Origin of the sequence: Pseudomonas fluorescens (genome assembly GCF_902497785.1) — a bacterium.
Lineage (GTDB): Bacteria > Pseudomonadota > Gammaproteobacteria > Pseudomonadales > Pseudomonadaceae > Aquipseudomonas > Aquipseudomonas fluorescens_BO.
In genome coordinates this window covers 64,609-77,296 of sequence record NZ_CABVHK010000022.1, presented here as the reverse complement: position 1 = coordinate 77,296, position 12,688 = coordinate 64,609, and the positions used below count along the sequence as shown (strand labels likewise).

General features: G+C 61.3%; 9 protein-coding genes. 3 read left to right on the top strand and 6 right to left on the bottom strand.

The window, feature by feature from the left end; translation table 11 throughout:
* Position 1: 1 nt before the first annotated feature.
* The 5 genes from hslU to F8N62_RS27245 all read right to left on the bottom strand — a co-directional run bounded on the left by hslU (position 2) and on the right by F8N62_RS27245 (position 7,045).
* Positions 2–1,339, bottom strand: coding sequence for an ATP-dependent protease ATPase subunit HslU (gene hslU, locus F8N62_RS27265; RefSeq protein WP_150713579.1), 1,338 nt, complete (start codon positions 1,337–1,339; stop codon positions 2–4).
* Positions 1,340–1,394: 55 nt separating this feature from the next.
* Positions 1,395–1,925: an ATP-dependent protease subunit HslV gene (hslV, locus tag F8N62_RS27260; protein ID WP_007899242.1), complete on the bottom strand. Its 531-nt coding sequence runs from the start codon at positions 1,923–1,925 to the stop codon at positions 1,395–1,397.
* A gap of 244 nt (positions 1,926–2,169) precedes the next feature.
* Positions 2,170–2,865, bottom strand: a complete 696-nt coding sequence (locus tag F8N62_RS27255; protein WP_150713578.1) for an SPOR domain-containing protein — start codon at positions 2,863–2,865, stop codon at positions 2,170–2,172.
* 1 nt (position 2,866) lies between these two features.
* A complete protein-coding gene (gene argS / locus F8N62_RS27250) occupies positions 2,867–4,603 on the bottom strand; it encodes an arginine--tRNA ligase (RefSeq protein WP_150713577.1) in 1,737 nt (578 codons plus the stop codon).
* A gap of 222 nt (positions 4,604–4,825) precedes the next feature.
* On the bottom strand, positions 4,826–7,045 hold the full coding sequence (locus F8N62_RS27245) for a primosomal protein N' (RefSeq protein WP_150713576.1): 2,220 nt from the start codon (positions 7,043–7,045) through the stop codon (positions 4,826–4,828).
* Between the two features lie 377 nt (positions 7,046–7,422).
* Between F8N62_RS27245 and rpmE the strand changes: the two genes are divergently transcribed.
* The 3 genes from rpmE (at position 7,423) to F8N62_RS27230 (ending at position 9,942) form a co-directional block, all read left to right on the top strand.
* Positions 7,423–7,677, top strand: a complete 255-nt coding sequence (rpmE, locus tag F8N62_RS27240) for a 50S ribosomal protein L31 (RefSeq protein ID WP_150713575.1) — start codon at positions 7,423–7,425, stop codon at positions 7,675–7,677.
* A gap of 13 nt (positions 7,678–7,690) precedes the next feature.
* Positions 7,691–8,491: a thermonuclease family protein gene (locus F8N62_RS27235; protein ID WP_150713574.1), complete on the top strand. Its 801-nt coding sequence runs from the start codon at positions 7,691–7,693 to the stop codon at positions 8,489–8,491.
* Between the two features lie 182 nt (positions 8,492–8,673).
* Positions 8,674–9,942, top strand: coding sequence for a malic enzyme-like NAD(P)-binding protein (locus F8N62_RS27230; RefSeq protein ID WP_150713573.1), 1,269 nt, complete (start codon positions 8,674–8,676; stop codon positions 9,940–9,942).
* 268 nt (positions 9,943–10,210) lie between these two features.
* Here the strand turns inward: F8N62_RS27230 and F8N62_RS27225 are convergent, their stop codons facing one another.
* A complete protein-coding gene (locus F8N62_RS27225) occupies positions 10,211–12,646 on the bottom strand; it encodes a penicillin-binding protein 1A (RefSeq protein WP_412071990.1) in 2,436 nt (811 codons plus the stop codon).
* Between the last annotated feature and the right edge of the window lie 42 nt (positions 12,647–12,688).

The following is a 12,688-nucleotide window of genomic DNA, read 5'->3' as shown; positions in this document are numbered from 1 at the left end:
CCTACAGGATATAACGGGACAGGTCTTCGTTCTGCGCCAATTCGCCCAGGTGGCTGTTGACGTATTCGGCGTCGATCAGGATCACCTTGTCGTCGTGGGCGCTGGCCAGATCGCCGGCGCTGAACGACACTTCTTCCAGCAGACGCTCCAGCAAGGTGTGCAGGCGACGGGCACCGATGTTCTCGGTTTTCTCATTCACCTGCCAGGCGATCTCGGCGATGCGCTTGATGCCGTCCGGCTGGAACTCGATGCACAAACCTTCGGTTTTCAACAGCGCGCAATACTGCTCGGTGAGCGAGGCATGCGGTTCGCTGAGGATGCGTTCGAAGTCTTGCGGCGTCAGCGCTTTGAGCTCGACACGGATCGGCAGACGACCTTGCAGCTCCGGCACCAGATCGCTCGGCTTGCTCAAGTGGAAGGCGCCAGAGGCGATAAACAGGATGTGGTCAGTCTTGACCATGCCCAGTTTGGTGTTGACGGTGCAGCCTTCAATCAGCGGCAGCAAATCGCGCTGCACGCCTTCACGGGACACGTCGACGCCACCGGAATTGCCACGCTTGGCGACCTTGTCGATTTCGTCGATAAACACAATGCCGTGCTGCTCGACCGCTTCCAGCGCCTTGGCCTTCAACTCTTCCTCGTTGACCAGGCGACCGGCTTCTTCGTCACGCACCAGCTTCAACGCTTCCTTGACCTTGAGCTTGCGGTTTTTCTTCTTGCCCTTGCCCATGTTGGCAAACAGGCTTTGCAGCTGATTGGTCATTTCTTCCATGCCCGGTGGCGCGGAAATATCGACGCCGGCCGCTTCAGCGACTTCGATTTCGATCTCCTTGTCATCCAGCTGACCTTCGCGCAGGCGCTTGCGGAACAGCTGGCGGGTGTTGGAATCGGCGGACGGGGCGTCTTCGTTGCTGAAACCCATGCGTGCCGGTGGCAGCAAGGCGTCGAGGATGCGCTCTTCGGCGGCGTCTTCGGCGCGGTGGCGAACCTTGGTCATTTCCTGTTCGCGCAGCAGTTTGATGGCGGCGTCAGCCAGATCGCGAATGATTGATTCGACGTCACGGCCCACGTAGCCGACTTCGGTAAATTTGGTGGCTTCGACTTTGATGAACGGCGCGTTGGCCAGTTTGGCCAGGCGACGGGCGATCTCGGTTTTACCGACACCGGTCGGGCCGATCATCAGGATGTTCTTGGGGGTGACTTCAACGCGCAGCTCTTCCGGCAGCTGCATCCGGCGCCAGCGGTTACGCAGCGCGATGGCGACGGCGCGCTTGGCATCGTCCTGGCCGATGATATGGCGATTGAGTTCGTGGACGATTTCACGGGGAGTCATGGACATAGTAATTGGCGGTCCTCAAGCAAAAGTGAGCCGTGGCGCGAGCGCCGGAACAGGCTTACTCGGCGAGGTCCTGCTCCTCAATGGTGAAGGTGTGGTTAGTGAATACGCAGATGTCGCCGGCAATGCCGAGCGCGGTTTCGACGATTTCGCGGGCCGACAGGTCCGTTTTCTTCAGCAGCGCGCTGGCGGCGGCCTGGGCGTAACCGCCACCGGAACCCATGGCGATCAGGCCTTCTTCGGGTTCGACCACGTCGCCGTTGCCGGTGATGATCAGGGACGCGTCTTTGTTGGCGACCGCGAGCATGGCTTCGAGGCGGCTGAGGGAGCGGTCGGTGCGCCATTCTTTGGCGAGTTCGACGGCGGCGCGAACCAGGTGACCCTGATGTTTCTCAAGCTGGCCTTCGAAACGTTCGAAGAGGGTGAAGGCGTCAGCCGTGGCCCCGGCAAATCCGGCGATAACCTGACCGTGGTACAGGCGACGAACTTTCTTCGCGTTGCCTTTCATCACGGTATTGCCGAGAGAAACCTGGCCGTCGCCGCCCATGACGACTTTGCCGTGGCGGCGAACTGAAACGATGGTGGTCAAGAGAGAGTCTCCACGCAGCGGGGCGAAAATGCCTTATGCAAACTCATATGGGGGTGGTGGAGCGTTTTTCAACTGCGGAGCGGGAGAGGGGACGAGCGGTGCAAGGTGCGTAGGAGCTGCCGAAGGCTGCGATCTCTTGATCTTGTTTTTTAAGACAGGAAACCCGCAACCCCGGAAAAGATCGCAGCCTGCGGCAGCTCCTACAGGGATTTGGCTCTCCCGTGAGAGCTGCGGCGACGGTGGATCAGCGGTTTTGGCGTTGTTGTAACAACAGGTTGCTGAAACCCGCGCCGGCCAGTTGTTTCTGCGCCGTAGTCAGTTGCTCACGATTGCTGAACGGGCCGACCAGTACCCGATACCAGGTCTCGTCTTTAACTGTGCCCGATTCAACCGCCACCGCCTGCCCCAGCAGAATGATCTGCGCCCGAACCTTGTCCGCATCAGTTTCCTTGCGGAACGAACCGGCCTGCAGGAAGAACTTGGTCACTGGCGCGGCCTTGGCGACAGGCGGTGCCGGTGGCGGCGTAATGCCGGCCAGGGCCGCCTGAGCCCGCGCGGTGTCGATCTTCGCGGCTTCGGCGGGGGTGACCGGCGTGGTCGGCACAACCGGCGTTGGCGGGGTTTTCTCCGGCACAGCATCCGGCGGCACGATCACTTCCGATTCCGGCAGCAGAGTGTAGAAGTCGTACTTCGGTTTCACCGGCTGCGTCGGGCTCGGCGGGGTCTTGTTGGCCTCGACCATCCTGGCTTTCTGCTGCTCGATTTTCTCGCGCTTGACGCTCTCGCTGCCTTTGCCCGGCTCCAGCTTCATCAGGAATACAATGAACGCGCCGACCGTCAGGCCAATGGCCATCCACAGCCAGCCCGGGATCGGTTGCTTTGCAGGAGCTTGGTAACGGCTGGCGCCACGCTTGGGTGCAGGTTTTTTCTTGGCAGCCAACTTACATACGCTCCAGAGTTTCCAGACCCAAGAGTTCCAGGCCTTGCTTGAGAGTGCGGCCGGTCAGCGCGGCGAGGCGCAGGCGGCTTTGCATTTGCGCCGGAGTGTCGGCGCTGAGGATCGGGCAGTTCTCGTAGAAACTGGAGAACAGGCCGGCGACATCGTACAGGTAGGTGCAGAGGATGTGCGGCGTGCCCTTGTCGGACACGTTGTTCAGTACTTCGCCAAACTGTGCGAGTTTCGCTGCCAGCTCGTGTTCGTGAGCGGCTTCGAGGACGATCTGGCCTTCGACTTCGCTGAAATCCTTGCCGAGTTTACGGAACACACCGGCCACGCGGGTGTAGGCGTACAACAGGTAGGGCGCGGTGTTGCCTTCGAAGTTCAGCATCAGGTCGAAGTTGAAGCTGTAGTCGCTGGTGCGGTGTTTGGACAGGTCGGCGTATTTCACCGCGCCGATGCCCACGACATTGGCGATGTTGCGCAATTCGTCATCGGCCAGCTCCGGGTTCTTGTCCTTGACCAGGGTGTAGGCGCGTTCCTGGGCTTCGGTCAGCAAGTCGATCAGCTTCACGGTGCCGCCATCGCGGGTCTTGAATGGACGGCCATCTTTACCGTTCATGGTGCCGAAGCCCATGTGCTCCATTTCCATCGGGTGCGTGACGAAGCCGGCCTTGCGCGCTACAGCGAACACTTGCTGGAAGTGCAGGGCCTGGCGCTGGTCGACAAAGTACAACGCCCGATCCGCCTTTAGAGTGCCGCTGCGATAACGCACGGCCGCCAGGTCGGTGGTGGCGTAGAGGTAGCCGCCGTCGGCCTTGACGATGATTACCGGCAGCGGGTCGCCGTCGGCATTCTTGAACTCGTCGAGGAACACGCACTGGGCGCCGTTGCTTTCGACCAGCAGGCCAGCGGCCTTGAGGTCGTTAACCACGTTGATCAGGTCGTCGTTGTAGGCGCTTTCGCCCATCACATCGGCCATGGTCAGTTTGACGTTCAACAGTTCGTAGATTTTCTGGCAGTGCGACAGCGAGATGTCTTTGAATTTGGTCCAGAGCGCCAGGCAGTCCGGGTCGCCGGCTTGCAGCTTGACCACCAGGCCACGGGCGCGATCGGCGAACTCTTCGGATTCGTCGAAGCGGCCCTTGGCGGCGCGATAGAAGTTTTCCAGGTCCGACAGTTCGTCGCTGGTGATCGGGTTTTCCTGCAGATACGCCATCAGCATGCCGAACTGGGTGCCCCAGTCGCCGACGTGGTTCTGCCGGATCACTTCGTCGCCGAGGAACTCCAGAACGCGGGCCACGCCGTCGCCGATGATGGTCGAGCGCAAGTGGCCGACGTGCATTTCCTTGGCGAGGTTGGGTGCCGACAGGTCGACAACGGTACGTTGCGCCGGGCCGGCCTTGCGCACGCCGATGTGCTCGTCGGCCAGTGCGGCGTCGAGGCGAGAGGCCAGGGCCTGGGTGTTCTGGAAGAAGTTCAGGAAGCCCGGGCCGGCAATTTCGGTCTTGGTGACGTTCTCGTCGGCCGGCAGCGCGGCGATGATTTTCTCGGCCAGATCGCGCGGCTTCATGCCGGCCGGCTTGGCCAGCATCATCGCGATATTGCTGGCGAAATCGCCGTTCTTCTTGTCACGGGAGTTTTCCACCTGGATCGCCGGCGACAGGCCTTCAGGCAACACACCTTCGTTGACGAGTTGGGTGATGGCTTGTTGGATCAGCTGGCGAATGGTGTCTTTCATGGTCTTCTCTTTCGACCGCAAGCGCGGCGGCGCTTCAATGCGCTGGTGGAAAAACTGGGCATTATCCGTTGCGAAGGCGGGCTTGCCAACTATAGCGGGCAGGTTGTGGATATGTGGTGCCAAAAGCGGCAAAGATCGTCCGAACGCGGCCCGAACCTTCGGCAGCTCCTACGTCGAGCGCGTTTCCTGTAGGAGCTGCCGGAGGCTGCGATCTTTTGATCTTTAATACAAATCGACGGGATCAACATCCAGGGACCAACGCACCGCCCGCCCGCTCGGCATCTGCTCCAGCACCAGCAACCAACTGGCCAGCAACCGATGCAGCGGCGCCCGGGCCGTCGCCTGCAACAACAACTGCGCCCGATATCGCCCGGCCCGGCGCTCCATCGGCGCCGGCACCGGACCGAGTAGCTCGATCCCGTTCAGATTCTGTTCGGCCAGCAATCGTTCGGCTTCGCTGCACGCCTCATCGAGAAAATTTTCGGCCTGCCCCGGTTTGTGCGCCTCGGCCCGCAGCAATGCCAAATGCGCAAACGGCGGCAATCCCGCACTGCGACGTTCGCTCAAGGCCTGCTCGGCAAACGCGAAATAACCTTGCTCGGTCAGTTGCACCAACAGCGGATGGTCCGCCAGATGCGTCTGGATAATCACCTTGCCCGGCTCTTCTGCACGGCCCGCGCGCCCGGCGACCTGGACGATCAACTGCGCCATGCGTTCGCTGGCGCGGAAGTCCCCGGAGAACAATCCACCGTCGGCATCGAGAATCGACACCAGCGTGACCCGAGGAAAATGGTGCCCTTTGGCGAGCATCTGCGTGCCGACCAGAATGCACGGCTGTCCTTTTTGAATGGTCGCGAACAGCTGATTCATCGCGTCTTTGCGCGAGGTGCTGTCGCGGTCGACCCGCAGCACCGGAAAGTCCGGGAACAGGATCGCCAAACGTTCTTCCGCGCGTTCGGTGCCGGCGCCCACGGGTCGCAAATCGACTTTGCCGCACTTCGGGCAGTGCCGGGGTACGCGCTCGACGTAGCCGCAATGATGGCAGCGCAGCTCGCCGGAGCGCTGGTGCACGGTCATCCGCGCATCGCAGCGCTGGCATTCGGACATCCAGCCGCAGTCGTGGCAAAGCAGGGTGGGCGCAAAGCCACGGCGGTTGAGGAACACCAGGACCTGCTGGCCAGCGGCGAGTGTCTGGCCGATGGCTTGCTGCATCGGCCCGGAAATACCGCTGTCCAGCGGACGACTTTTCACGTCCAGACGCAGGAATCGCGGCTGCTTGGCGCCCCCGGCGCGCTCGTTCAGGCGCAGGAGGCCGTAACGGCCGGTGTAGGCGTTGTGCAGGCTTTCCAGAGAGGGCGTGGCGGAACCGAGCACAATCGGGATGTTTTCCTGGCGTGCACGCACCAATGCCAGATCACGGGCGTGATAGCGCAGGCCTTCCTGCTGTTTATAGGAGCCGTCGTGCTCTTCGTCGATGATGATGAGGCCGGGGTTCTTCATCGGCGTGAACAGCGCGGAGCGGGTGCCGATAATAATGTCAGCGTCGCCGTCGCGGGCGGCGAGCCAGGCTTCGAGGCGCTCGCGATCGTTGACCGCCGAGTGAATCAGCGCGATGCGTGCGTTGAAGCGTTGCTCGAAGCGCGCGAGGGTTTGCGGGCCGAGGTTGATCTCCGGGATCAGCACCAGCGCCTGTTTGCCAGCCTCGAGGGTTTCGCGGATCAGTTGCAAATAGACTTCGGTCTTGCCGCTGCCGGTGACGCCGGCCAGCAGGAACGCGTGATAACTGTCGAACCCGGCGCGAATGGCTTCATAGGCGGCGCGCTGTTCGGGGTTGAGCGGCAACTCCGGTTGCGCCAGCCAATGCTCGTGGCGGGCGCCGGGTGCGTGTTTGCGGATGTCGACGTGCACCAGATCCTTGGCCAGCAGCAGATCGAGGCTGTCCTTGCTCAACATCAGTTTGCTCAGCAGCTGATGGGCAACCCCGTGGGGATGCTGGGCCAGCGTTGCCAGCGCCTCACGCTGACGCGGGGCGCGGGCGATGCGCGGGTCGTCAAGGCTCGCACCGGGCGCAGCGGACCAGAAACGTTCCTGGCGAGCCTCGGCCAGTTCGCCCTGGCGCAACAGCACCGGCAGCGCCCAGCTCAAGGTGTCCCCGAGGCTGTGCTGATAATACTGCGAGGTCCACAGGCACAGCTTGAACAGCGCGGGTGGCAGCGGTGGCGTGGCGTCGAGCAGGGCCAGGGCCGGTTTGAGTTTTTCTGCGGGGACTTCGCTGGTGTCGGTGACCTCCACCAGAATCCCGATCATTTCCCGTCGGCCGAACGGCACCCGCAGGCGCATGCCCGGCTGCAACTGGGCCCGCAGGACCCCGGCCGGGGCACGGTAATCGAACAGGCGGCGCAGTGGCGAAGGCAGGGCGAGGCGCAAAATGGCATCGGGCACGCGGGGGGATCTCTTTGAGCAGCAATAAATGAAAGGCTGGGCGCACTACTTGTGGGAGCGAGCCTGTGTAGTGAGGGGATTTAGCGAAACGTCGCACCGCCCCGTTCGGCTGCGCAGCAGTCCGCAAACCCGGTGAATACGGTGTTGCTGATACACCGAGGTTGCCGGTTTGGGGCGGCTTCGCCACCCAGCGGGGATGAATCCCCTCACCACAAAGTTTGCTCCCGCCAGGGGGGCTTTGGGTCGGGAGCCTAGCAGACGGTCGGTAGAAGGGACAGCTTGCGTGATTGGCGATGTCTGGTAGAATCCGCGGCCTAATTACGTGCGGTATTCAACAATAGTGTTGAGTGGCGGCACGCTAGCCTGAGGAATACACCATGAAAGCCGATATCCATCCAGCATACGAAACCATCGAAGTAACTTGCAGCTGCGGCAACAAGTTCGAAACCCGTTCGAACCTGTGCAAGCCACTGGGTACTGACGTATGCAACGAGTGCCACCCGTTCTACACCGGTAAGCAGAAAACTCTGGATACTGGCGGTCGTGTACAGCGCTTCGCAGACCGTTTCGGCGCTTTCGGCAAGAAAGCACCGGCAGAAGCTGCTGCAGAAGACAAAGCTCCAGCAGCATAAGGTTTCAAAGCCCATGGGCTTTACCTTGCTGTTAAAAAAGGCGTCCCTCGCGGGCGCCTTTTTTGTGTCTGCGATTTGGCTTTCTGGTGCCCAGGCCTTCTGTCCAGCGCCGAATGGACTGACGCCGGTCGCGGTGCAGCGCGTAGTCGATGGCGATACCTTGCGCCTGAGCGATGGCCGCAGCGTGCGCATGATCGGCTTGAACACGCCCGAGCTGGGCAAGCAAGGCCGAACCGACGAACCATTCGCGGTGGCGGCACGCAAACGTCTGGAAGCGCTGGTGGCCGCCAGCGACGGGCGGGTCGGTTTGCTCCCGGGTAAAGAGAGCAAGGATCGCTACGGGCGTACCTTGGCCCATGTTTATGGCGCCAATGGCGCCAACCTCGAAGCACAAATGCTCGCCGAAGGTCTTGGTTTTCAGGTGGCTGTTGCGCCGAATGTCGATCTGGTCTCCTGCCAGCAAGCAGCGGAGCGCAGTGCTCGTGGGGCCCGTCTCGGTGTGTGGCGCCAGTCGCCTGTGCTCAAAGTGGAGCAGATCACGGAGTCCGGTTTCGCCGTGCTCAGTGGGCGTGTGAGCAAGGTCCAGCGCAATCGCGGCGGGGTTTGGATCGAGTTGCAGGATTCGCTTGTATTGCGCGTTGCGCCCAATTTGCTCGGGCAGTTCGATGCAGCGTCCCTGCAGCGCCTGAAAGGCCAGCAGATCGAGGCTCGGGGCTGGGTCGTGGATCGCTCGCGTCGCGGTGGATTGAAACCGGGGCAGGCGCGCTGGCTGCTGCCGTTAACGGATCCGGCGATGCTGCAAACCTCGCCCTGATAAAAAATTGTAGACATTTTTTCTGTTGATTGTGAACAGTCTATCCCTTGTGTTCCGTGGCTCTTGGCCCAAAGTCGTAGGGCCGGGCGCTTGACAGGGGTGACCGGTCAGTCTTGTGGGGACTTTGCGAGGCGCGTATCCTCGCTGACCAGTCTGTCCAACAGTAAAAGCGGAATGCCCCCATGTCTGATTTGAAAACTGCCGCTCTCGAATATCACGCCCATCCTCGTCCAGGTAAGCTGAGTGTCGAGCTCACCAAGGCCACCGCTACCGCCCGCGACCTGTCGCTGGCCTACAGCCCCGGCGTAGCCGAACCAGTACGCGAAATCGCCCGCGATCCTGAACTGGCCTACAAATACACCGGTAAAGGCAACCTGGTAGCAGTCATTTCCGATGGCACCGCGATTCTCGGCCTGGGTAACCTCGGCCCATTGGCTTCCAAGCCAGTGATGGAAGGCAAAGGCGTGCTGTTCAAGCGCTTCGCCGGCATCGACGTTTTCGACATCGAAGTCGATTCCGAAAGCCCGCAAGCCTTCATCGACACCGTCAAGCGCATCTCCATCACTTTCGGTGGCATCAACCTGGAAGACATCAAGGCACCTGAGTGCTTTGAGATCGAACGCGCTCTGATCGAGCAGTGCGACATTCCGGTCTTCCACGATGACCAGCACGGCACCGCGATCGTTACCGCGGCCGGCATGATCAATGCCCTGGAAATCGCTGGCAAAACCCTCGCTGACGCCAAAATCGTTTGCCTGGGCGCCGGTGCGGCCGCCATCTCCTGCATGAAATTGCTGGTGAGCATGGGTGCCAACATCGAAAACATTTACATGGTTGACCGCACCGGCGTGATCCACTCCGGCCGTGACGACCTGAACCAGTACAAGGCTGTCTTCGCTCACGCGACTGAAAAACGCACCCTGGCTGATGCGCTGCAAGGCGCTGACGTGTTCGTCGGCTTGTCCGGCCCGAACCTGCTGAGCCCGGAAGGCCTCAAATCCATGGCGGCCAACCCGATCGTGTTCGCGTGCTCGAACCCGGATCCGGAAATCTCCCCGGAGCTGGCTCACGCCACCCGTGACGACGTGATCATGGCGACCGGCCGTTCGGACTACCCGAACCAGGTCAACAACGTACTGGGCTTCCCGTTCATCTTCCGTGGTGCCCTGGACGTTCGCGCCAAGCGCATCAACGAAGAAATGAAAGTGGCCGCGGCCAACGCCCTGCGTGAACTGGCCAAGCTGCCGGTTCCTCAGGAAGTGTGCGATGCCTACGGCGGCATCAAGCTGGAATTCGGTCGTGAGTACATCATCCCGAAACCAATGGATGCCCGCTTGATCACCCTGATCTCCGATGCCGTGGCCAAGGCTGCGATCGAGACCGGTGTGGCAACCCTGCCGTATCCGAAGAACTACCCGCTGAAAAGCGTGGATGACGTGTTCAACGGCTAAGCCGTTGTAACGCTTCAACACAAAGCCCCGGCTCTCATGAGTCGGGGTTTTTTTTGTCTGCGGTATGCGTGTGATCTGTGAGGGCCTCTTCGCGGGCAAGCCCGCTCCCACAGGAACTGCGCTGATGCACATTTCTCCAGTGCACCACAACACCCTGTGGGAGCGGGCTTGCCCGCGAAGAGGCCGGGTCAGTCAGCGCAAAGACATCAGGCAATAAAAAGCCCCATACCTCTCTCGAGGGCGGGGCTTTTTGGTGTGGCCGTTGCGATCAGAACAGATCGATAGGCGCCGCTTCATCCGCTGGCAGCGGGCTGCCCGGCGCGTTGCCGTTACCCAGTTCATTTGCCGATGGCGGTGTGTCTTCGGCCTTGAACAGTTCGAAGTACGCGCCAGGCGTGCCAGGGGTGGCTGCGCGACCGCTGACGGGATCAACCCGCAGGCTCAGGAGGCCTTCGGGCTCTGGCTGTGTATGCGGCGGCTTGTCTTTGAGCGCGGCGGCCATGTAATTCATCCAGATCGGCAGCGCGACAGTGCCGCCGAACTCGCGTTTACCCAGGCTTTCCGGCTGGTCGAAACCGGTCCAGACCGTGGTCACGTAATCGGCGTTGTAGCCCGAGAACCAGGCATCCTTGGATTCGTTGGTCGTACCGGTTTTGCCGGCAATGTCAGGTCGGCCCAGCGCCAGTGCGCGGCGGCCGGTGCCCAGTTTGATCACGTCCTCGAGCATGCTGTTGAGGATGTAAGTGGTGCGGCCGTCAACGATGCGCTCGGCCACGGCCGGGGCTTGAGGTGCGGGCTGGCCCGGCACTTCGCCAGGCGTCGCGTTGACCGTAAAGGCTTCGGCTGCCGGGGCGGCGATGCCATCCGGCGCAACATTGCCCTGGGGTACGCTCGGCGGATTGGCGACGAACAGCGAGTCGCCATTACGGCTGTCGATCTTGTCGATGATGTACGGGGTGATCTTGTAGCCGCCGTTGGCGAATGTGCTCCAGCCGGTGGCGATCTCCATTGGCGTCAAGGTCGCGGTGCCCAGGGCCAGCGACAGGTTGCGCGGCAGGTCCTGTTTGTTGAAGCCGAACTTGCTGATGTAGTCGATGGTGCGATCAATGCCCAGCGCCTGCACCAAGCGGATCGACACCAGGTTGCGCGACTTGTACAGACCTTCACGCAGACGGATCGGGCCGAGGAAGGTGTTGGTGTCGTTCTTCGGGCGCCAGACCTTGTCCAGGTATTCGTCGACGAACACGATCGGTGCGTCATTGACCAGGCTGGCAGCGGTGTAACCGTTATCCAGGGCGGCGCTGTAGACGAACGGTTTGAAGCTCGAACCCGGCTGACGCTTGGCCTGCAGGGCGCGGTTGTAATTGCTTTGCTCGAAGGCGAAACCGCCGACCAGCGAGCGTATGGCGCCGTTCTGCGGATCCAGGGAGACCAATGCGCCCTGAGCCTGCGGGATCTGGCTGAACTTCAGCGAATTGTCCGGCTGGCGCTGCACGCGCACCAGATCGCCGACTTGCGCGACATCCGACGGCTGCTTCGGGTTGGGGCCCATGCTGTTGGTGTTGAGGAACGGCCGCGCCCATTTCATGGTGTCCCAGCCAATGTGCTCGTCGCCGGTACGGGTCATCACTTGCAGGCCGGTCTTGTCGACCTGGGTGACGATGGCGGGCTCAAGGCTGCTGATCGTGCGCTGCTTGGTCAGCTCGGTCGCCCAGGCCTCGCGGGTCTTGCCCGGGAGACGCGACTCGGGGCCGCGATAGCCGTGACGCTGGTCGTAGGTCATCAACCCTTCGTGAAGTGCGGTGTTGGCCATTTCCTGCAGGTTGCTCGGCACGGTGGTCGTGACGCGGAAGCCTTCGGTGTAGGCATCGCTGCCGTAGCGCCCGACCATTTCGGCGCGGGCCATCTCGGCGATGTAGGGTGCGTTCACTTCCGGGGTCGGCACATGGTAACTGGCGTTCAGCGGCTCGTTGATCGCTGTGGTGTAATCCGCTTCGGTGATCTTGCCGAGCTTGTACATACGCCCAAGAATCCAGTCGCGACGCTCTTTGCTGCGTGCCGGGTTGGCCAGCGGGTTGAAGCGCGACGGGGCTTTCGGCAGACCGGCAATCATCGCCATCTGCGCCAGGCTGACGTCACGGATCGACTTGCCGTAATACACCTGGGCTGCCGCTTCGATACCGTAGGCACGGTTGCCGAGGTAGATCTTATTGACGTACAACTCAAGGATCTCGTCCTTGGTCAGTTGCCGTTCGATTTGCAGCGCCAGAAGAATTTCAGTGGTTTTGCGTGAGAAGCTGCGTTCGCTGGTCAGGAAGAAGTTCTTCGCGACCTGCATGGTGATGGTGCTGCCGCCGGACTGGATGTGTCCGCTTTTTACCAGCTGAGTGGCTGCGCGCATCAGGCTGCCGGGATCGACGCCGTAGTGGTTGGCAAAATTGTCGTCTTCAGCACTTAGTAACGCATTGATGAAATTGGGGGGAATGTCGGCGAAACGGATCGGGGTACGGCGCATTTCGCCAAACTCTGCGATCAACTTGTCGTCGCTGCTGTACACGCGCAGGGGAATCTGCAACTGGATACTTCTCAGTGCCTCCACAGACGGCAATCCAGGGCTAAGGTAAAGATACGCGCCGCTCAGACTCAGGAGCAGTCCGCAGAAAACGGCGACGATGGACCAACCGAAAAATTTCAGCAGACGAATCAAGGCTTTGTGTTATCCAGATTAAAGAAAGAAATAGGCATC

Excerpts from the sequence above, each read along its gene's own strand:
- hslU (WP_150713579.1), bottom strand. The coding sequence starts at position 1,339 with ATGTCCATGACTCCCCGTGAAATCGTCCACGAACTCAATCGCCATATC.
- argS (WP_150713577.1), bottom strand. The coding sequence starts at position 4,603 with ATGAAAGACACCATTCGCCAGCTGATCCAACAAGCCATCACCCAACTC.
- rpmE (WP_150713575.1), top strand. The coding sequence starts at position 7,423 with ATGAAAGCCGATATCCATCCAGCATACGAAACCATCGAAGTAACTTGC.
- F8N62_RS27235 (WP_150713574.1), top strand. The coding sequence starts at position 7,691 with ATGGGCTTTACCTTGCTGTTAAAAAAGGCGTCCCTCGCGGGCGCCTTT.
- F8N62_RS27230 (WP_150713573.1), top strand. The coding sequence starts at position 8,674 with ATGTCTGATTTGAAAACTGCCGCTCTCGAATATCACGCCCATCCTCGT.